We start from the raw sequence: 20,406 nt of genomic DNA, 5'->3' as shown, positions 1-20,406 counted from the left end.
GACCCCAAACCCTATACCCTAGACCTCACAACGATAGGAGTGACCACATGAAAAAACTGACAGCCGCACTTATAGGTTGCGGAAGAATAGGAACGAAGAAACATATAGAGGCTTTTGCCGCCAACAGTGATTTGATCGATCTCGTTGCAGTCTGCGACCTCGTACATGAAAAGGCAGAGAGAGCTGCAGAAGAATACATGAGGAGAAGAGAGATATCGCTTGCTAGCGGAGAAAAAGAGAGAATAAGAGAGAAAAACGAGACCGAGAATGACCAGAACAGCTTCTCTTCCTCTCAGGCGCCCGAGCCTAATCTCCAGCGTCCACGCGTAATCTCCGACTATAGAGAGCTCTTCTCGTCTCAGATCGATTTCGTCACAATCGCCACCGAGAGCGGGAACCATTACAGGAACACGATCGACTTTCTCTCTTCTGGCAAACACGTCCTCGTCGAAAAACCGATGGCTCTGTCCACAGATCACATGGATGAGATGATAGCCCTTTCAAGAAAGAATAGCTTGAAACTTGCTGTCTGCGTTCAGAACAGGTTCAATCCTCCCGTTCAGGAACTGAGAAAGGCGATCGATTCCGGTAAATTTGGAAGAGTCTTTACAGCAACTGCACGAATTCTATGGAACAGAAACGAAGAGTATTATAAACAGGCTAGCTGGCGAGGAACATGGGCGATGGACGGCGGTACGATCATGAACCAGTGTGCTCACAATATCGATCTACTTCAATGGATGCTTGGAGGAAAAGTGCAGGAAGTATTTGCAATGACAGAAAACTACAATCACCCTTATATAGAAACCGAGGACTTCGGAGCCGCGATTGTTAGATTCAAGAACGGTTCGATTGGTATAATCGAAGGGACGGCTAACGTATATCCGAGGAATCTCGAAGAGACTCTCTCCGTTTTCGGTGAGAAAGGAACCGTCGTTCTGGGAGGCCTGGCAGTAAATAAAATCCAGACATGGAGGTTCGAAGGGGAGGACTCACACCCATTCATGAATCTTCCAGATCCGGAAACGGTTTATGGCTCTGGTCATATCGCAGCCTTTGAAGACTTCGCCAGGGCGATAATCGAAGATCGCGAACCTTTCGTCAACGGAGAAGAAGGAAAGAAGTCCGTAGAGATCATCCTGGGAATATATAAGTCAGCCAAAGAAGGCATTCTTGTGAAGTTCTAGGAACAGGTTTTTTATTCTGTGTGATCTTTCGAGTTCAAAGAATGCAGCCTTTTCTCCAGGATGCTGAAATGTGGTGAGTAATTTGGAATTGCCGAAAGTCTCGGTAATTATACCTGCGAGAAACGAAGAGAAGTTTATAGAGAAATGCATCGAGTCATTCCTGACTTGCGACTACCCCAAAGAACTCATAGAGGTTATTGTAGTAGATGGGATGAGCGAGGATGGAACCAGAAAGATCGTTAGAGAGCTCTCTGAAAGAGACATAAGAGTTCTGCTTGTAAATAACGAAAAAAAAATCACACCTGTAGCAATGAACCTCGGTGTAAAGGCTTCGAAAGGTGAATACATCTTTTTCAGTGGAGCTCACAGCGAGATGCGATCAGATTACATCTCAAAATGCATACGGCATGCACTGGAGACAGGCGCAGACAATGTCGGTGGGATTATGAAAACTGAACCAAGAATCAGTTCGACCGTCGGGATTGCGATTTCGAAGGTTCTTTCTAGCCCACTGGGTGTAGGGGGAGCCAAGTTTCGAACAGGCGTCACCAAGCCTATAGAAGTAGATACTGTTCCCTTTGGATGCTATAAGAGAGAAGTTTTTGACAGAATTGGCTATTTCAATGAAAAGCTAGTCAGAAATCAGGATATTGAATTCAACTTAAGGCTAAAACGTGCCGGAGGGAAAATCATTTTGTTTCCCGATATAGAACTAACCTACTATGCGAGATCAACATGCAGGGACCTGTCGAAAAACAACTTTGAGAATGGTTTCTGGGTTATTGCCGCAAAGAAGTATGCCGAAGTGCCTTACTCTAAAAGGCATCTGGTTCCGCTAATGTTCGTTCTCTTCTTGCTACTCGGTTTTTTGATTTCTCTTGTGGTCACTTATTTTCTATTTGTCTATATATCCTTGTTAGTCACTTATTTTGTTACAGTGATTATCTTCTCTTTTTCTCATGCATTGGAAGCTAAGAAGCTGAATTTACTCTTTGCTGCAATAGTCAGCTATCTCGTGCTACATATTTCGTATGGAGTTGGTTCTCTGCTTGGTTTGTTCTCACTTCTGTCTGGAGAGAAGAAATGATGAAAGTATGCGTAATAACAACCGTACATCCTCCAGATGACATTAGAATATCCAAAGAACTAGAGACTCTGGTTAAAGCTGGCTACAATGTTGTCTACATTGCACAGAAAGGAAAGTTCGGGAAAGATAAGGTCGAATACAGGCCGATAACCAGATATCATGGACGGATCATAAGGTTAGTCAAGGGTTCAAGAGAAGCCCTTGAACAAGCACTAGAAGTTAATGCGGACATATACCACTTTCACGATCCTGAATTGATAGGCCTAGGGAAAAAGCTAAAGCGACGCGGAAAGAAAGTGGTATATGACATTCATGAGGAATATCCGTCGGTGATTCTCTCGAAAAACTGGGTTCCGCGATATTTAAGAAAAGTAGTTGCTAGGCTGGTTGATTCTTACGAACGAAGAGCTGTTTATTTGATGGATGGTATAGTTGTCGTAGTTCCTGAGCAGCTTGAAAGATTCTCTGGAAAAGAGAAATTCGCTATATTACCCAACTTTCCTGACACACAGCTTCTTGAATCTATACGAAACAAGAAGAAGGATGGAGAAGATGTCAAATTCGTGTATTCAGGTTCTATTGACATAGATAGATCTATTGTCGAAATGATCGAGGCTTTCGTTATGCTTCGAAAAAAATATCACATAAGATTTGATTTGCTTGGACCGATTCATGACAAATCTCTGAGAAACTACATAACTGAAAAAGAAAGCCAGACAGACGGACTGGCCTATCGTGGAACTCTAGCTCACAACGATGCACTGGAAATCGTTTCAGAAAGCGATGTTGGGCTGATGGTAATGCACAGAGGACGGAGCAAAGAGATGTCATCGCCTTTAAAGATGTATGAGTATCTGGGCCTTGGATTACCGATAATTGCGTCAGACTTTAGAAAATGGCGTGAAATACTCGATGAAAAACCTTGTGCTCTTTTCGTGGATCCCGACTCACCTTCTGATATAGCCGAAAAGATGGAGATCCTCATCAAAGACAAAAAGCTCAGAAACAATATGAGGGAAAATGCAATCGAGATTTCCAGTAAGTATTCATGGAAGTCTATAGAAAATCGTTTATTAACACTGTATAGGTCACTGTGACGGGTAGCCTGCAAGAAATCGGGAAAGGTGAAGGATTTTGAAGACACTTGTAGTTGGCTACGATCACTCTTGGAAAGACAAGAGAGTGATGAGAACAATCGAGATTTTCTCCAAATTGGGCAAGGTATATTATCAGTTCTCTGGTAGCAATGATTTATCCATTGCTCAGTCCAAAGGAGACATTCAGTGTTTTCCGCTTAGCAGAGATGAAATGCCCGGAAGACACAGACTTATCAAGCGAGTCCGACTAGACCAGGAAATACTGAGGCTGGTACAAGATCTTGATTACGATCTGGCATATTTTCACTCATTTCCAGCTTCTCAGCCTATTAAGCTCTTTCGTGAAGTAAAAAAAAGGGGAAAGAAACTGCTTTATGATCTTCATGAAATAATGCCAGTGCAATTCCTCCCTGAGAAATACTCTTTTTTAAATCCAGTTCTATGGCAAATACTGAAAGCACAACTATCATTAGTTGATGGTGTAATTGGAGTATCAGATGAAGCTATGAAAATGATGTTTGAGAAGACGGGGATCACTAAGCCCTTCTTGATTATTCCAAATTATGCAGTAACCGGTATGCAGATCGGACGTAATGTAAAAAACGCGGAAATCGCCATTGTTGGCGGGACCAGTCGAAAGATTACGATAAATGGCAACTTACTCAAAGAACTCAAGAAAAACTTCAAACTGATTTCAATTGGAACAAACTGTGATATTGTCGATGAGGAGTTGCCATTCATGGACTACGAACTCATGATGGACAGAATATCGAAGGTAAAATACACTCTATTGGCCTTTCAAAGTAGATCCGATCCACAGTATCCAAACGATATCTATTCATTGCCAAACAAGTTCTACGACTCTCTGGCAGCTGGAACTCCTGTTATTATTGACAATAGATTTGTATCTATGAAAAAGATAATTGAAGAAACCAATACCGGCTTGATTCTTGATCTTTCCAAAGAACCCTATAAGGATCTATCTCTTATTCTAAACGCTTCAGGCTCATATGATAGCTATCTGAAAAATCTCGGAAGATATTATGATAAATTTGTGTGGGATAACTCAAAGGAGGATTATTTCGTAGATTTCATAGCTACTATTATGAATAGCTGAGTAGCGAGGAAAGTTATAGAATTCGTCTTAAGCTATAAAATTAACAGGTACAAAGAGGTGCGAGTTGCTTAAAAGACTGAATAGGTTCACTTCGATAAGAATACTGGGCAATCCCGATATAAGAAATCCAAAAGAAGATGATGTTGAGCTTTACAACCCTGGCGATGTAATAGTGGACTGGCCTCAAGACAAAAAGAAACCACTTGTCGGATTAACGCGTGATATAAACGAAAATCCTCACTGGACTAAATACAGGAGATTTCTAAATAAGAACAATTTTCCATTTGAGATATATGAATACCACCGCTCTGATTGGCTGGAAGTGGCAAAGAATTACGACTTGATAATCTGGTCACCTAACAGTGGTCCGGCTGAACTGGATGAGGTAAAGAGAAAGATCTACATACTGGAACAGAAGTTAGGGAAGCAGTGTTTCCCTGACTATGAAACGCTCCTGTTGTGTGATGATAAAGTTACTTCTACATACTTGTTGAAACTTAATGGCCTTCCTGTAGCCGATACATTCATTTCGAACGACTACCGGGAAATTGAATCAATGAAAGACAACCTGAGCTATCCTCTCGTTTCAAAGCGTTTTCATGGTGCAAGCTCAAGAGAAGTTTCTCTCTTAAGAGATTCAAAAAGACTCTCCAGTTTTTCCAAACGAGTTTTCTCATTCTATGGGAAAAAAACCAGCAATGCATATTTTCGCCAGAAAAACTATGTCTACTTTCAGAAATTCATCGATGGAGACAGGCTGGACACAAGGGTGAATATTGCCGGGAACGTAATCACCGGTTATTTCAGAAAGTCGAAAGGCAAAGATTTCAGAGCTTCCGGTAGCGGAATAGTAATAAAGGAAGATCTTCCAGTAGAAGCTATAGAAGTGGCTATAAAAACTTATCGATCGATTGGAAAAGCCATGCTGGGTATCGATATGATGAAAGATACTAATGGAAAATACTGGATAATCGAGATCTCACCCTTCATCGGAGTAAAAACTCCCATTCAGTTGAAGGTCAATAATATACCCGGTTCGTACTTTCTTCTCAACGACGGAACTCTTGAATTCAGAAGAGAGTCATATTGGCCTCAGGAATTAGCTCTGAAAGTTTTCCTTGAGCAAAATTATCTTTATACACTGGATGAGTGGAAGAGTATATTTCTTGTTCCAGGATTGTCCACAGGAAGATTAGCGAAACGTTTTACCATATAAAAAAGCTGATCGTCTTATTGGATAACTAAGAATACGGTGGTGTTTATGAAGGGCATAGGGAGAAAGGTACTTATTTTTTCAGAGATGTTTCCCAAGCCTAAGAATTCGTCGAGCGGTGTGTTCGTAATCGAAAGATTAAGAGTACTGCTTCGTTTTGGTGTAGAGTTTGATTTTGCTCCGGTTTCCACATTCGATAACCTATTGATAAGATTATTGAAGAGACTCAAAGGCATCACTCCATCAGCGCCAATAGACATCGTCCAGGTTGAAGATAAGCAGTTTCCGGTCATAAGCATCTCCCTTAGATTGAAGGATCGTATAGGGTTGTTAAGACAGAAAACTGATTCGTGGGTCAAATATGCCGAAAGAATGGCTCAAACTATTGAGAGACGAAAGAATATGAAAGAATTCGGTCTTTTTCATGCCCACAGAGTCTTTCCTGAAGGATATGCCGCTATGCTACTGTCCAAGAAGCATGATTTACCTTACTTAGTTACTGCTCATGGTGGCGAGATTCATTCCATTTCAAACAACAATAAGACTGCTGTCAGAGAGGTTCTTGAAAAGGCAGCAAAGGTAATCTTTGTGAGCAAGGCTTTGATGAAAGATGCATGTGAGAAACTGGGTTACGACAAGTCCAATGGGATTGTCATTCCAAATGGGGTAGATACCAACGTATTCAAACCTATAGATAGAGAAGAGGCAAGAAAGAAGATAGGCCTGCCACTTGATAAAAAGATCGTTGGTTTTGTTGGTAACCTGATTGAAGTGAAAGGGGCCCACAGACTTCCGGCAATCGCGCGGGAGCTGATTGACCTCAGATCAGACGTCTTCTTCATCATTGTAGGTGATGGTCCTTTAATGAAACTTCTGAGGGAAAAAATGCCGACGAAGAACGTGCATTTTGCTGGCAGAGTAGAATATGAACTCATGCCAATAGTCATGAATGCAATAGATGTCCTTGTTGTGCCCAGTAGGCAGGAGGGCCTTGGAACGGTAATTCTGGAAGCAAGAGCTTGTGGAGCTAGAGTAGTAGGAACCAATGTGGGAGGGATACCGGAAGCAGTAGAAGATGAGGGAATCATTGTGCAGCAGTCTGAAGATGTAGAACGTGAACTGGCAAGAGCTACAATCAATCTTCTTAGTAATTTATGCTATAGTTGCTCGACCAATGAATTCAAGAAGAAATGGAGCTGGCAAAGCACAGTCATTAATGAAGTCGATACCTATAAACAGATTTTGAAAGAGTATGATCCTGATGATTAGTAACTCCTTTCCGGAACTCAGCATAGTTATTCCTGCGTATAACGCAGAAAAGCATCTGGCACGCTCTATAAATTCTGTTCTGAAACAGACATCCAGAAACATTGAACTGCTCCTTGTAGATGACGGTTCAACTGATGAAACTGCGGCACGTGCAAGAGAGTTGCTTAGAAGCGCGGATTTTCCATGGCGAGTATATCGCCAGGAAAATGGTGGAGTAAGCAATGCCAGAAATTCTGGCATCCGCCTGTCTAAAGGAAGGTTTATTCATTTCCTTGACAGCGATGATGAAATCCGTGAGGAATTCGTTGAAAAGATGCTTAATGAAGCTCAAACAAACGATTCTGACATAGTTGTTTGTGGCCAAGAAATCGTGCTCAATGGTAGAGAGACTCCGCAAGCTGTTTTCAACTGTTTCCCTGAAGACAATCGCGATGACAACTTCTCCAATAATCTTCATCTGATAGCGGAAGTGCTGTTCTCAAGACTTCCTTTAGGCATCGGTTCAATAATACTGAGGAAGGAGTTCTTGACTGAGTGTAATCTGTGTTTTACTCCAGGATGTAATCATGGGGAAGACAGAGAGTTCATTGTCAAAGCGTTCTCGAAGGCTCGTAGAATTTCTTCAATAAGTGATGTGATGTTTAGATACATCATTGTTGAAGGTTCACTATCTCACGTGGCAAATTTGAGACGGTTCGAAGATGTTGCGACTTACTTCAGACTTGCAAAATATTTGGAAAGAGAATTGCCTGATGGGCGGTTGGTCAGGATTGTCAGGAATTACGTGATTCCTACACGAATTACGTCAACAGTTGAGTATCTTGCGTTCAATGGGTATGATAAAAAAGCATTACGAAAGATTTCAAGAAATTCTTCGATAAGAAGCTCACTAAGAAACTTTTGGTTTGGGAGTGGAGCGGCCAATTCATTCAAAGAGTGGCTGAGATGCAGATTGCTTCTAATATCTTTTGACCTGTTTTTGCTCGTAATGAAGCTCAAAAAGGGCAAACCAGCGTGTGTGAAATGGCCATCACTAGGAACTTGAAGTACTTCGCGCGAGAATACTCTTCTTCAACTAGAACTTGCTACTCGCTTCTAAAGAACCGCTTGATCTTGGATAATGCTTTCGAGGCAAAAGATCTCTTGTATAAAGAGTCATACTTTTCTACTAAGGACTGCATCTGCTCCTGGAAGACTTCAAAATCATCCGTCCTAAGCGCTTCTTTGAATGCCAGATGCGACTTTTCTGCCAACTGTGTTCTCAGAAAAGTGATTTTTCTGTATCTTATATCCAAGTTATCTAGAGAAGGTTCTACTCTCTTTTGAGGAAACCAAATTCCATGGTTTTTCAGAAGTGCAATTCTGTAGACAAGTAAATCTTTACGGTGTCTGAAGCCGCCCTCCTGAGATTTAACAATCTCTTCCGGGTCAAGAACATCGAGCTTCAAAGTACTTTCCTTGATGCCTAGATCGACAATCTTCTTAATGACTGGGTTACGTACTATGACAACATTCGTTCCGCCTGAATCATTCAAATATTCAGGCAGCCATGCATCACCAACTGAAACGTCGGCAGTCTCACTCACCACATCATCGCAGTAGTCACATGCTTTGTACTTGAAGAAACCATAGCCCCAATTATATCCATAGAAGCTATTGGCTTTTTCCGTTATAGTAACCATCTCTCCATTCTTCTCTCCTGAAATCTTAATCCCGTATTCACTGGCGGGCCCTGATGGGTATTTCCACCTGAAATCAATGCCACGAAGATCTTCAGGTTTGACGCCCTTTTGCCAGGCAAGCATTTCCGAGAAGCGCGATGATTTCAAATGACCACAAACCAAACCCACAAAAGAAGATACTCTATCCGCAAATTCCTTGTCATTTATACATAGAAGACGCATCGCTTTCACAAAGCAAGGAACTCCTACAAAAGCATATTTCTTTCGAGTCTTTCTCACTTCGGCAAGAACTTCTGAGAATTCAACTGGATAGTATTTCGATTTCGCCCCTTTTCTCAGTTCTTCAAGATCGCTTGAAATACCATATTCAAAGAGAATTCCTTTCTTGCCTGAGGGCTTTACATGAATAACAGCATCGATTAGACGCTCTTCGAGCAATCGTGAAAGAATCCATGTAACGAATCCACCAGAACTACCACGCTTTCTAAAGTCATCCTTTCGAACATAGCCAGCATATGTTTCAATGTAATATCCAAGGAATTCATTCTGTTTTATGCCCTCAAAACCACTGAAAAGCATTTCCCCCAATTCCGATTCATTTCGTGAAGTGAAGAAAGGACAAACATCGCTTATTGGAGCATCCAAGTCATTGAAGGATGGCTTAAACATACCATAAGAGTCAAGCTCATTCGTACCATTGACACCGTCTGCCGATAAACAAGCCCCGCAGCCGATGCAATAACCGTTATCAATTACCTTTTCTTTCAGATCTCTGTAGGAGTGCATGTTCATTCTATCACCTCTAATCCTTCTTATTCTTCCGTCTTCCACAAAATGAAATCCGCACTTTCTTCAACACGGCTCCTATTAATCTACTTTCAAGTGTGATGAATACGATCAGGCAAACAATCTGAATCAGAGTTCCTATTGGGCCAAAATTGACCAGTATAAGAGAAACTAGAACCAAGGAAATCTCAATAGACACTTTTACCCAATCAATAAATACTGAAAAGTATTTTCTTGTCTCAATCAGCCTGGCAATCCACATTAAGAAAAATGCGATTGCAGTAGAAATCGAGGCTGCTTGAATTCCGATTAACGGAATCAAGAGAAGATTCACAGTAATATTTGCTGCTGCACCAATACCAGATGTTCTGAAGGCCCCACCAGTCTTCTTTGCGGTAAGATAACCTACACCAAAGAAACTGTGAGAACGAGTGAAATACAGTGCCTAATATCAGAAAAGGAACAAACCTCCAGGCTTCCTGAAAACCTTCTCCTGTCATTATGATTATAAAAAGCCTTAGTATTATTGCGAAGGCAATTGTTCCTAGAAACATTAGAACACAAAGTACTCTGAAGATGTTCGAATAGAATTGCTTTCTCTCAGGGCTATTGAACGATCTATCGAGGATATTTTCCATGCCTGATAAAATGCACCTTAGTACTGGCAGCATGGGAAACTTGTGGGCAACTGAGTAGATCCCAGTAGAAGAGAAACCCAAGAAGAAGGCCAACATATACCTGTCTGAAGCGGTAATTATCCACCATGCAAGTGCATTCGGAACTAAGGGGAGGGAATATTTGATCATTACCTTGATCTGTACGACCGTTAAGGCTGAGGGTAAAATGTACTTCCCGACAGATCCGAAGAGGAAAAGAGCTGCTGTAGAAACTGTTACTCCTATCATTTGAGAGATCAAATAACCGATGACTCCCATCCTGAAGAATGCTACCAAAAGAATACCCATTACTACGAATACGGCAATATTAATAATATCGCTCACTGCATATAGTCTTAACCTTTGTTCAGCACGAATAAGGACCTTGGTTATTCCATGAATTATGTCAACCAAGAATAAAGCCGGGAAGGCCGCGAGAAGTTGCCCCGATAGACCAAAAGGGATGCAAATCGGTATGAAGAAAAGAAGGAATAAGAATCCGACGGTTCCTACAGTTAGTGCCGAGGTGAAGATTGCTTGCTTCTCTTCTAGACTTCCTTTGTCGAGAGTAAAACGAAATACAGCTTCAACAATATTCAGGATCAATAAAGGGAGTAGTAGAGATATCGAGGTCGTTATTATATCTATCTTTCCGTAGTCAGCCTGCGTCAGGACACGAGTGAAAATAGGCAGCATGAAGAAAGAGATTACCTTCGATCCAAATGTTCCGATAGCGAATATTGATGTGTTCTTTCCAAGAGATCTGTAAGGACTGGAACTCATCTATAAGACTTTTCCTTGAGTTTGTTGGCTATGTCCTCAATCTGCGTCATAGTAAGCTTCTTGTTCTCCTCAACTGCAGGTCTTATCCTTGAAACGAGAGAATCGTAGTTGCTTAGAACATACTCGACCTTGTCCATCACTAGAATGACAATCTTTCCTGACTCCCAAAGATCGTCTCCTCTAGCTTCAATGATGAGATCCTTCATACCAAGACCCTCACCAAGTACTCCCTTGTACTTCACACTATATGAAAGTGAAATCGCTGGCTTTCCCATCTGAGAAGTGGAAACTGCAGCGTGCATTCTGCCAGTAATAGTAAAGTATCCATTTCCAAGAATCATTCTTGCCTCAACCGGAAGCATCTCGTCAAATATCGGGATAATTCTTTGTCTAGATGAAACTTCACTTTGATTGACGATATGCCTAATAACATTCCTATCATCGTTGATATCTGACTGAACAACATGACCGAGTAAAATGATTTTCTTCTTGGCCAATGATTCCAGTGTGCCTAGACCATTTACAATGTCTAGCCATCGCAAGTTGTATCGAGCCCAGTTTTTCGTAAATTGGCCGGCAAAGCCTGAAGGTACAAGAACGATGTATTCATTCGGACGAAGATCATATTTAGCTAAGATCGAATCTTCAATATTCTTGTCATTCTGCATAGGCAAATCAAGCCACGCGAGATCTCGAGATTCGTACACTTTCTTAAGTCTCAAATCTTTGAGTAAATAGTGCTTGGTCAAAGTATCACGAGTGTACACTATGCAATCACGTAACATCCGTCTTGCCAAAGGTACACGCCAAGAAGAAAATGGCCCAACTGTTTGTCCTGCAAGGAATACTCTCATGTACTTCGAAAAGACCCTAAGCCTAACAAGCTCCAAAGCAATTCTTGATCCCGCATAATACTCTGATAGATCATCTCCACCCAGTACAATCATTCCTACAATTCCCATGTTTTCATATTTTCTTACCTTCTCAACAAGAAAGCGTCTGTAGTTAACTAGCTTTGAAAGTGCCGATCTTCCTGGTATTTCGGTCCCGGCGAGTCTATCAACACTTAGTTCTTTGATATTCGTAGATTCTTTGATTCTCTGCAAATCCTCATCTGACTTTGAATCACAAACAAAGGCTGTGTTTTCTCCAAGCTCTTTCGAAAGATAATAAACAAGGTTTTCCGCCATCATAGAAGACCCATAATTCAAAGTATTTGGAATATGGTTCAGCAGTATTTTCAAGATTTACGCCTCCTATCCAGGTAAGTTTGAAAAAGCAAATTTTACTATCAAAATAACTGGATTAACGACTCCTTTAGAACAGTGCGTGCATAAGTTACTTTCGAAGATCAGCAAGAACGCAAATCCCGTAAGACACGTCCAGCCTTCGAATTCTCTATCCATATATCAGAAATGTTCAATTAAACCTCGCGGCTAACTCATTATCAGTATACTCTATCGATATTTCTTGTCTCTCTTAATCTTGAAAATCCGCAGAAATCAGAAGAGAAATTGAAGACATAATTCTTTACAAGACCATTTTCAATCGCTCCGAATTCTGTCTAAACCTTTCTGCCGAAGCAACTCAAGGTATTCTTCAAGAAACCGGTTTCTGTGGAAGACATGCTAGAGCCTTAGGCTATTTCTTGAAGCCTTCCCAGTTCGTTTGGAATCACCCATAGTTTTATAACAAGATTGAGTTGGACTTCTCCATTATTATGTATTATGCTTTAAGAAACAAAGCAAGTATTTGCGGTGAGTGTGAGCTATGAAGTTTGACTTATGCAGGAATTAACTTCACTGCTGGATTAGCAAATCAAAAGACGCACGAACGTTACCACATGAACAGCTTTATGTTTTGGAGAATCGCTTTAGCAGAGACTATTTGGTGGAAATACGTTAATTTTCACGTAAGTTGAATTGTCTCCTGAGGGGGACCTCGCTTTCTAGAAAGCAGAAAAGCTCTTATTGTGGACTTTACACGCCCCATCCGGCCACTTCTTATTGCGAGGCTTTCTGTGCGATCTGTTATTAATCTGAATATCGATCATTCAGCATAGTTTTCATTGGACTTGTTTTCACCTTAAAAGTACATTGTTATAATTCGAATTGCTTCATTCTCTATTTCTCAAAACTATTTTCTGGATACTTACCATCCCATTCATAACCACTTGCTGTGACACCCGTGACCACAGTTGAATAAGTCCCCGAGGGTGCATTTACAACTGTGAACTTAGCAACTCCGATAGTATCTGTAGTTACTGTTCCGGTGAAATACGGGGAACTACCGTTATAAACCTCTATCGCCACACTAGCCGAAGCAACAACCGGCTCCAGTTGGACTGAAATATAAATATGCTTTGCATTTCTGCTCAATGAATAGCTTATACTCGAGACTGTTATTTTACCGGGTTCGGGATCTGGATCCGGATCGGGTGGAGTACTCCCAGAGGCCGCTTGAACTGCTAGATCAGCTCTGACCAGTCCGTATCCCTGATGCTCCATTTTCAAACCGAGATTTTCAGCGGTTCCCTGAAGTATTGATCTTACCTGAACATTGGTAAGTGTAGAGTTTGCAGAAAGAACAAGAGCTGCCACTCCAGCGACATGAGGCGAGGCCATTGAGGTTCCGCTGTAATAGGCATAACCACCGCCGGGAACAGTGCTCAGAATGCTCACACCGGGGGCGATCAGTTCCACATCCGGACCGGTGCTGGAGAAAGTAGCTCGTGCATCGTTTGAATCAGAAGCCGCAACAGCAATAACAGAGGCATATCCTCCAGGATACTCAACGGTATTTCTATTTCCAGGTTTGTTACCGCTGTTCCCTGCCGCAGCCACGATCAATATACCCGCCTCGTACGCAGCATTGCAGGCGTCCTCAAGAGATTGCATATTGCTTGATGTTCCCAGGCTCATGTTGATGATGTCAATATCGTTATCTATTGCCCATTGAATTCCAGCGATAATCCAGTCTAGAGTCCCGCTTCCGGAAGAACTTAGAACCTTGACTGCATAAAGAGATGCTGAGGGCGCGACACCGTATACTCCGATATTGTTGGAGTAAATCGCTGCAACAGTACCCGATACATGCGTTCCGTGTCCATTGTCATCGGAATACGGACCGATCCCGGTGAAGTCCTCCCCACCAGCTACTCTACCCGCCAGGTCTGGATGACTTTCATCGATTCCCGTGTCCAGAATAGCTACCTTAACCCCTTCCCCAGTCGATATGTCCCATGTTGAGAACACGAAGGACTCGTCTCCAAAGACCCTGTCCATTCCCCACAGATACTGCTCTTCAAGAGCATAAAGTTCTATGTTTGGTTCAATATACAAAATATGAGGATTTCTGAGTAGCCCATCAATCGCCTCAACGGGTATCTTCGCAGATAAAGCCTTTATAAAGCCGAATTCAGCATAAATCTCACCGCCGAACGCCTTGATAAGAGCCTTGTCGGGCAAACCGGAGAACCCTATGATCACTCTCGCTTGACCATCCACAGCCTGCAATGACCAATCAACCGGAGTCGAACCCGGCACATCTATGTTCTTTACGCACCCGGAAACCATTAAAACCATGACTAAGACAATCAAACTGATAGCTAAGGTAATCTTTCTCTTCATATGCTCACCCCCACCATTGTATCTTGGAAAGTATACAACTTACAAGAACTAATTCGTAATGAAAATTGCGAGTCGATCGTATGAATTATCTAGCTACTATCACTCGAAGAACAGGTTTATGATCTTCGATGATCGGCTAGGGTCTGATCGTAAATCCCAAGATCCTTGCCATAAGCATGTCAGCAACAAAGGATTGTCAAATATGAGGGATGAGTTAGAGAGTATGGAATTATTGTAGAGGTAGCAGCCAGTGGTACTTCTTAGTCTTAAAGCTATAGATTTCAAAGTAAAATAAGAAAACAACAATAGAAAATGTGAAGAAGAATCAAGCAAGAGCTTATAAGAACCGGTCATGAATAAGAACATCGCGGGATGGTTTTTTTGCCTGTCTCTTGATATGCTCAAGATCATGTTGAGATACTTGCTTTTTAATTCATGCTCCGAACACGATTTTTAGAATTTCTTATCGCCTTATAATTCCAGGTTATTTGTTAATTCGAATATATCTGAAGAGCTTTATAGAACTATATTAACATTAACTAGACAACGTCGAAACCCATGCAACCAGCAATAATTCCGTTGATGTTCTATAATGGGCAAAATAAGCGAGGTGATTCCTTTGCACGAAGAAAGAAAGTATCGTTTCGATACGCTGTCTATCCACGCCGCCGAACAGGAAGATCAAAACCAGGCGTTGAACTCACCCATTTATATGACCTCTACGTTCACTTTCAGGGATCTCCAGCAGGCCGAGGACACTTTTTCCTTTAAAAGAAGGGCATACGTTTACACGCGCGGTGGTAATCCCACGGTTAATCTCTTCGAACAGAGACTCTCCACTTTAGAGGGTGGAGTGGATGGTGTGGCTTTCTCCTCCGGGATGGCTGCCATAAGTTCTGTGGTGATGTCACTCACGAAATCGGGCGATCACGTTCTGGCACACCGGAACCTCTATGGATCTACCTTCGGCTTTCTCAATAATCTCTTGGAGAATTACGGTGTCCGTACCGACTTCATAGATATGACAGATCTGAATCGAGTAGAGGAATCGATACTTCCGGATACTAGGATTTTGTACCTCGAAACACCTACCAATCCATCCCTGGAGATAATAGATATCGCAGGCATTTCCAGAATGGCTCACGAGCGTGGAATAAAAGTGGTGGTGGACAACACTTTTGCTACACCCGTTCTTCAAAGACCGCTTGAACTTGGCGCAGATGTAGTTCTCCACAGTGTCACTAAGTATATCTCCGGCCATGGCGATGTGGTAGGAGGTGTTGCAACATCGAGGGATTTCGATTACGTTCAGAGGCTAAAGTTCAGTTATATGTGTGAGTTGGGAGGGGTTATGAGTCCCTTCAACGCGTGGCTCCTCATTAGGGGTATGAAAACTCTAGGTCTTAGGATGGAACGTCACTGTTCGAACGCTTCGAAGATCGCCAGATTTCTAAAAAATCATAGAGGAGTTGAAAAAGTCCTTTATCCCGAACTCGAAGAACACCCAGGACACGAACTTGCGAAACAACAGATGAAAGGTTTCGGAGGAATCGTGAGCTTCGAGTTGAAAGGCGATCGCTCGATGGCCGAAGAGTTCGTGAAGCATCTTAGCCTTATAAAACTGGCCGTGTCATTGGGAGACGCTGAGAGTCTGGTAGAAGTACCGGCAATGATGACGCACAGGGATTATCCAGAAGAAAAGCTCCACAGGTTTGGATTCTCAGGAAGGACGGTGAGGATTTCGGCCGGCCTTGAACATCCCGAAGATTTGATTCAGGATATCGGGGAATCGCTGGATAGTGTATATGAGTGACTCGCGCTACCGTATGTACTTCTTCGATCTAGACCACACGATACTCGATTTCGAAAGGAGCGAGAGCGAAGCCCTGATTGAGGTTTTCAAATCCAGGGGAGTAACTCTGAGTTCCTCTCAGGTCGAAAGCTACCGGCAGATAAACAGGAAGTGGTGGTCAATGCTGGAAAAAGGAGCTGTCTCAAAGGAAAGGGTTGTTGTGGAGAGATTCGAAGAGTTCTGCAGACTTATTGATATTAACTTCGATGCAAATGATCTGAACGAGGAGTACCTAATGGGACTCTCCAATAGAGCTTACTTCCTTCCAGGCGCCGAAGAGTTTCTACACCAGTTTAAAAATGCCGGTAGGCGCATGGCGATAATAACAAACGGTGTTTATCGTGTGCAGCTCAATAAGTTCCGCATTGCCAGTCTGCATAGGTTCTTCGAGTTTTCACTATCCTCGGAGGAGGCCGGTTACGCTAAACCAGACCCCCGGATCTTTGCGGTTGCGCTGGAAAAAGCGGGTGTCCAAAAGGATGAAGCAGTGTACATAGGAGACAGTCTGGAGTCAGATTTTTCGGGCGCTCAGAAGGCAGGAATCGACTTCATATGGATCAATCCCGAAGCTGAACCCGGTAAGGGCCCTTTCATGATAGCCAGAGATTTCATTGAACTTAAGGCGGTTCTTGAAGGCTTGGAAGCTTGAAATACGAGAACTATGAAATCAATTCGAATTTTTTATAACAAAGCCAAGCAGAAGACTGTTTAGAACTTCTGGTTTTTCAAAAATGGTGACATGCCCGCAATCGGGAATAACGGCGAACTCGGAACGTGTTATTGCGTCGGCTATTATCTTTGAAAATTTACGCGGTTTGAGAATATCGTCCTCCCCGCAAACGACCAGAGCTGGAGCTTTTATCTTGCGTAGATCATCAGTCATGTGAACATCGCTCACGAAAGTATCGTAGAGAGCTATTTGTCCTTCGTAGTAATCTTCTGGAACTTTTTCTAGAACACGGGCTCTTTCCTCTAGCATTTTCTTGTTTTCACTTATGAAAGAACTGTGATAGATAGTCGGTACCATACTCCAGAAAAACTTTTTTGCATCCCTTTGACCTGCGGCTTCTCTCCAGCCTCTCACAAAGAGTTTTAAAACTTCATCTATTTCGCTGACTGAATCTATTACCGAGATGGAATTAACCATTTCGGGATAATCAATCGCGAATTTCAAAGCCACCTCACCGCCGTAAGAGGTGCCGATTATGTGAACCCTTTCAATCCCAAGCTCTTTCATCAGAAGTTTGGCTTCTAATGCATGCTGGGAGAAGGAGTAAGGTCCGGCCGGTTTCTCTGAAAGGAGTTGTCCTTTGAAGTCGTGGAGCAGAATCTTGAAGCCGAATTTTTCGAACAACTTTCTCTGCGATGTCCAGCTGTTAGTTGATGCCATAACGCCATTGAAAAATGCAACTGTCTCTTTTGCGTCTTTTTTCCCTGCCAATTCGTAGTAGATATTCACTCCGTTTACCGTCATATATGCCACAAAGAACACCTCCAAATCGTACCAGGAATTCGCTTTCAGTTCCCCGTCTTCGCTCTCTTTCTACCTGTAACCAGGAACTCTCCAAGCTTGCGACCCATCTTCTCCATGAAGGCGTTCAAGTCTCTAGATTTCCTTAAATACCACCAGAAGACCAGAATACCTATCGATGCGCCAACGTTGTTGTAGATCAAATCAAGCATGGTATCGTTTAGACTGTTTTCTTGGGCCATCCTGTAGCCCGGATAGCTTCCGAATATCTTGTCCGAAACGAATTCGAAGATCTCCCAGAAAACGCCGAACATATTCACGATCGAAAGAGCTGAGAACCAAACCTTCCACTTGACGGCACGTTTGGGCAAATTCGACCAGGCTAGAGATGATCCCAGAACGAAGGGAAAGATAGCAACTGCACCCAGGAAACCACCGTGAATGTGTAGTATATCGTCGTATATAACAAATCTGTTGTAGAATTCCAGCCACATACCGAACACACTGTGGAGATTTAGGTGTAACAGTACCAGAAACCTTATCTCTTCGAAGATTGGGACGCCGGTTATTCCTTGAAAGATCCACGTCGCATAACCTAAAAAGGCCATGATCAAATAGCCTAGCAGGTGCGGAAGGTTGAAACTCGCCAGTGATGCAAAAACCGGTATGAATAGGAGAAATGAAAAGACGATGTTGAACCATTTCAGCGCTCTGTAAACATTTAGATTGCTGGAAAACAACGATCTGTTCATTAGGCTCCTATCGGACATTGTATCCACAAAGCTGCGCAAATAGACGCTTAAAACTCCCATTATAGACCTGATCTGCCTCACCGGATCACCTCCACTGTATCTGGAGATCGCTAGCTGTATTATATATCGCGATTGTCCTTAGGACGAAACAGGCTTTTAGGCATCACCACTCTGAGAACTCAACTTGTTCGCCCGATAATAAGAAGAATATCATAAATATGTTTGGATTAGATAAGATTGATATATATTAGAAAACATGGTAATATGTTAAAGAGGAGGGGAAATAATGATAGAAATCAAGGGTAACAAATACTACGACACAAAGGAAGTGGCAGAAATCTTGGATTGTACGTCCTGGACTATTCGGAAATGGATAAACGACGGGACTTTGAAGGCCATTAAGCTAGGGAAAAGGTACTTCGTCGACGAATGGACAATCCAGAAAAAGCTGGACTGGAATGCTAAAGGTGGTGAGGAAACGGAAGAATCTTACACAAACAGAAAAAAACAATCCGGAAAACTAACCGAAATTGAAAGAAGGGCAGCTCAATTCAAGGTACTTCCCGATGGCAGATATGCAATCCTTGACGCGGAAGGCAACCGCATAGGCACACTGATTAAAGAAGAAAATGATCCGCAATTGAAAGAAGTTTAAGAGATTGGGCTTTCTTGACTTAGTGTAGATATATGGGAAACAAGAAATATGCAACCGCGAAAGGGTAAATAGATTATATGGCAAAGGATAATCTTCCTCACTCATAAAGGATTTATTCTTTTGAACGACCTGACTCTTCTCCTTGGAGATTCAAATTGAGCTATTTGTGACTACCCTTTCTTCGTAGAATGTGGTAACATTTGGTCAGGTTTGCTAAATGAATTTCGATCTGCAAAGTCACCTGTTTTGCTGGAAAATTCCTATCGTATAAATCGCAGGGGGAGTGTATATGGAAAAGTCTTTTCTGAGTCCTTCAGAAAACGCTGCGAGTTTCATTGAAACTGGGTGCAAAAAAACCAGTTATACGGCCTTAAAGGAATTTGTACTTGGTATTTTGGGCGGTGCATTCATTGCCTTTGCTGCGGAGGGATCCAATGTTGCAATTCATACAATAGGCTCTGTCGGATTGGCAAAGGCCCTCGCTGGAGTGATATTCACCACGGGTTTGATGATGGTGATTATTGCCGGTGCCGAATTGTTCACGGGAAACAGTCTGATCGTTATTTCGTGTTTGAAGAATAAGTCAAGATGGCTGGCTATGTTGAAGAACTGGTTTTTCGTATATACGGGAAACTTTGTAGGGTCTCTTCTAGTCGTATATTTTATACTGCATTCCGGTCAGCTGGGTTTTTCTGGGAATTTACTGGGTGGATTCACTATCAAGACTGCCGTCTATAAGACAGGGCTTAACTTTGAAAATGCCTTCTACATGGGTATATTATGTAACTGGCTGGTTTGTATTGCTGTGTGGATGGCTTCCACAGCCAGAGATATCGCCGGAAAGATTTTGGCCATTTTCTTTCCGATCTGGTTGTTCATAGCATCTGGTTTTGAGCACAGCGTGGCAAACATGTATTATATCCCCGCAGGGATTCTCGCCAAAGCCAATGAAGGGTTCGTTCAGGCAGCCATCTCGCTGGGCGTCAAGAGCGATCAGATCGCAAATTTGAATTGGGGAACTCTCTTCACAAAAAACCTTATTCCTGTGACTCTCGGCAACATCGTAGGTGGCGCGCTGTTCGTCGCTACGATCTACTGGTTCGTATATCTGCGAGAAGGGAAAGCAAAGGGTGATAAAAGCATCACCTAGTTCTTTAGAGAACTACAGAA

General features: G+C 42.4%; 17 protein-coding genes. 11 read left to right on the top strand and 6 right to left on the bottom strand.

Annotated elements, in window-relative coordinates:
* Positions 1 to 47 precede the first annotated feature (47 nt).
* From MESINF_RS10675 to MESINF_RS10645, 7 genes are all read left to right on the top strand, one after another.
* A complete protein-coding gene (locus tag MESINF_RS10675) occupies positions 48 to 1,187 on the top strand; it encodes a Gfo/Idh/MocA family protein (RefSeq protein ID WP_169699804.1) in 1,140 nt (379 codons plus the stop codon).
* Between the two features lie 70 nt (positions 1,188 to 1,257).
* Positions 1,258 to 2,274 (top strand): glycosyltransferase family 2 protein, encoded by a 1,017-nt coding sequence (locus MESINF_RS10670; protein ID WP_169699803.1) that lies wholly within the window; start codon positions 1,258 to 1,260, stop codon positions 2,272 to 2,274.
* Positions 2,271 to 3,371 carry a glycosyltransferase family 4 protein gene (locus tag MESINF_RS10665; RefSeq protein WP_169699802.1) on the top strand — a complete coding sequence of 367 codons (1,101 nt, stop codon included), beginning with the start codon at positions 2,271 to 2,273 and terminating at the stop codon, positions 3,369 to 3,371. Before MESINF_RS10670 ends, MESINF_RS10665 begins: the two co-directional genes overlap by 4 nt.
* Positions 3,372 to 3,408: 37 nt before the next feature.
* Positions 3,409 to 4,488, top strand: a complete 1,080-nt coding sequence (locus tag MESINF_RS10660) for a glycosyltransferase (protein WP_169699801.1) — start codon at positions 3,409 to 3,411, stop codon at positions 4,486 to 4,488.
* Positions 4,489 to 4,552: 64 nt separating this feature from the next.
* The gene (locus MESINF_RS10655; RefSeq protein ID WP_169699800.1) at positions 4,553 to 5,704 is read left to right on the top strand and encodes an ATP-grasp domain-containing protein; all 1,152 of its coding nucleotides are present in this window, start codon (positions 4,553 to 4,555) and stop codon (positions 5,702 to 5,704) included.
* 45 nt (positions 5,705 to 5,749) lie between these two features.
* Positions 5,750 to 6,970: a glycosyltransferase gene (locus MESINF_RS10650; RefSeq protein WP_169699799.1), complete on the top strand. Its 1,221-nt coding sequence runs from the start codon at positions 5,750 to 5,752 to the stop codon at positions 6,968 to 6,970.
* The gene (locus MESINF_RS10645) at positions 6,963 to 8,015 is read left to right on the top strand and encodes a glycosyltransferase family 2 protein (RefSeq protein ID WP_169699798.1); all 1,053 of its coding nucleotides are present in this window, start codon (positions 6,963 to 6,965) and stop codon (positions 8,013 to 8,015) included. The genes MESINF_RS10650 and MESINF_RS10645 overlap by 8 nt, the downstream gene beginning before the upstream one ends.
* A 40-nt stretch (positions 8,016 to 8,055) precedes the next feature.
* Here the strand turns inward: MESINF_RS10645 and MESINF_RS10640 are convergent, their stop codons facing one another.
* The 4 genes from MESINF_RS10640 to MESINF_RS10625 form a co-directional block, all read right to left on the bottom strand.
* Positions 8,056 to 9,483, bottom strand: coding sequence for a Coenzyme F420 hydrogenase/dehydrogenase, beta subunit C-terminal domain (locus tag MESINF_RS10640; RefSeq protein ID WP_169699797.1), 1,428 nt, complete (start codon positions 9,481 to 9,483; stop codon positions 8,056 to 8,058).
* A gap of 194 nt (positions 9,484 to 9,677) precedes the next feature.
* Positions 9,678 to 10,877 (bottom strand): lipopolysaccharide biosynthesis protein, encoded by a 1,200-nt coding sequence (locus MESINF_RS10635; RefSeq protein ID WP_169699796.1) that lies wholly within the window; start codon positions 10,875 to 10,877, stop codon positions 9,678 to 9,680.
* Positions 10,874 to 12,121 carry a polysaccharide pyruvyl transferase family protein gene (locus MESINF_RS10630; RefSeq protein ID WP_169699795.1) on the bottom strand — a complete coding sequence of 416 codons (1,248 nt, stop codon included), beginning with the start codon at positions 12,119 to 12,121 and terminating at the stop codon, positions 10,874 to 10,876. Before MESINF_RS10630 ends, MESINF_RS10635 begins: the two co-directional genes overlap by 4 nt.
* A gap of 879 nt (positions 12,122 to 13,000) precedes the next feature.
* Positions 13,001 to 14,506 carry a S8 family peptidase gene (locus MESINF_RS10625; RefSeq protein ID WP_169699794.1) on the bottom strand — a complete coding sequence of 502 codons (1,506 nt, stop codon included), beginning with the start codon at positions 14,504 to 14,506 and terminating at the stop codon, positions 13,001 to 13,003.
* 619 nt (positions 14,507 to 15,125) lie between these two features.
* Here MESINF_RS10625 and MESINF_RS10620 point away from each other — a divergent pair.
* Together MESINF_RS10620 and MESINF_RS10615 are read left to right on the top strand one after the other, a co-directional pair.
* Positions 15,126 to 16,319 carry a trans-sulfuration enzyme family protein gene (locus tag MESINF_RS10620; protein ID WP_169699793.1) on the top strand — a complete coding sequence of 398 codons (1,194 nt, stop codon included), beginning with the start codon at positions 15,126 to 15,128 and terminating at the stop codon, positions 16,317 to 16,319.
* Positions 16,312 to 17,007 carry a YjjG family noncanonical pyrimidine nucleotidase gene (locus tag MESINF_RS10615; RefSeq protein WP_231936732.1) on the top strand — a complete coding sequence of 232 codons (696 nt, stop codon included), beginning with the start codon at positions 16,312 to 16,314 and terminating at the stop codon, positions 17,005 to 17,007. Before MESINF_RS10620 ends, MESINF_RS10615 begins: the two co-directional genes overlap by 8 nt.
* Before the next feature lie 18 nt (positions 17,008 to 17,025).
* Here the strand turns inward: MESINF_RS10615 and MESINF_RS10610 are convergent, their stop codons facing one another.
* Together MESINF_RS10610 and MESINF_RS10605 are read right to left on the bottom strand one after the other, a co-directional pair.
* Complete coding sequence (locus tag MESINF_RS10610; protein ID WP_231936919.1) at positions 17,026 to 17,832, bottom strand: alpha/beta fold hydrolase; 807 nt, start codon at positions 17,830 to 17,832, stop codon at positions 17,026 to 17,028.
* A 44-nt stretch (positions 17,833 to 17,876) separates the two neighbouring features.
* Positions 17,877 to 18,662: a hypothetical protein gene (locus tag MESINF_RS10605; protein WP_231936731.1), complete on the bottom strand. Its 786-nt coding sequence runs from the start codon at positions 18,660 to 18,662 to the stop codon at positions 17,877 to 17,879.
* A 205-nt stretch (positions 18,663 to 18,867) separates the two neighbouring features.
* Between MESINF_RS10605 and MESINF_RS10600 the strand changes: the two genes are divergently transcribed.
* Positions 18,868 to 19,236 carry a helix-turn-helix domain-containing protein gene (locus MESINF_RS10600; RefSeq protein ID WP_169699791.1) on the top strand — a complete coding sequence of 123 codons (369 nt, stop codon included), beginning with the start codon at positions 18,868 to 18,870 and terminating at the stop codon, positions 19,234 to 19,236.
* Between the two features lie 289 nt (positions 19,237 to 19,525).
* On the top strand, positions 19,526 to 20,386 hold the full coding sequence (locus tag MESINF_RS10595) for a formate/nitrite transporter family protein (protein WP_169699790.1): 861 nt from the start codon (positions 19,526 to 19,528) through the stop codon (positions 20,384 to 20,386).
* The last annotated feature ends 20 nt before the right edge of the window (positions 20,387 to 20,406 follow it).

It is taken from the genome of Mesotoga infera, from assembly GCF_900157305.1.
Lineage (GTDB): Bacteria > Thermotogota > Thermotogae > Petrotogales > Kosmotogaceae > Mesotoga > Mesotoga infera.
This window is presented reverse-complemented; position numbering and strand designations above follow the sequence as displayed.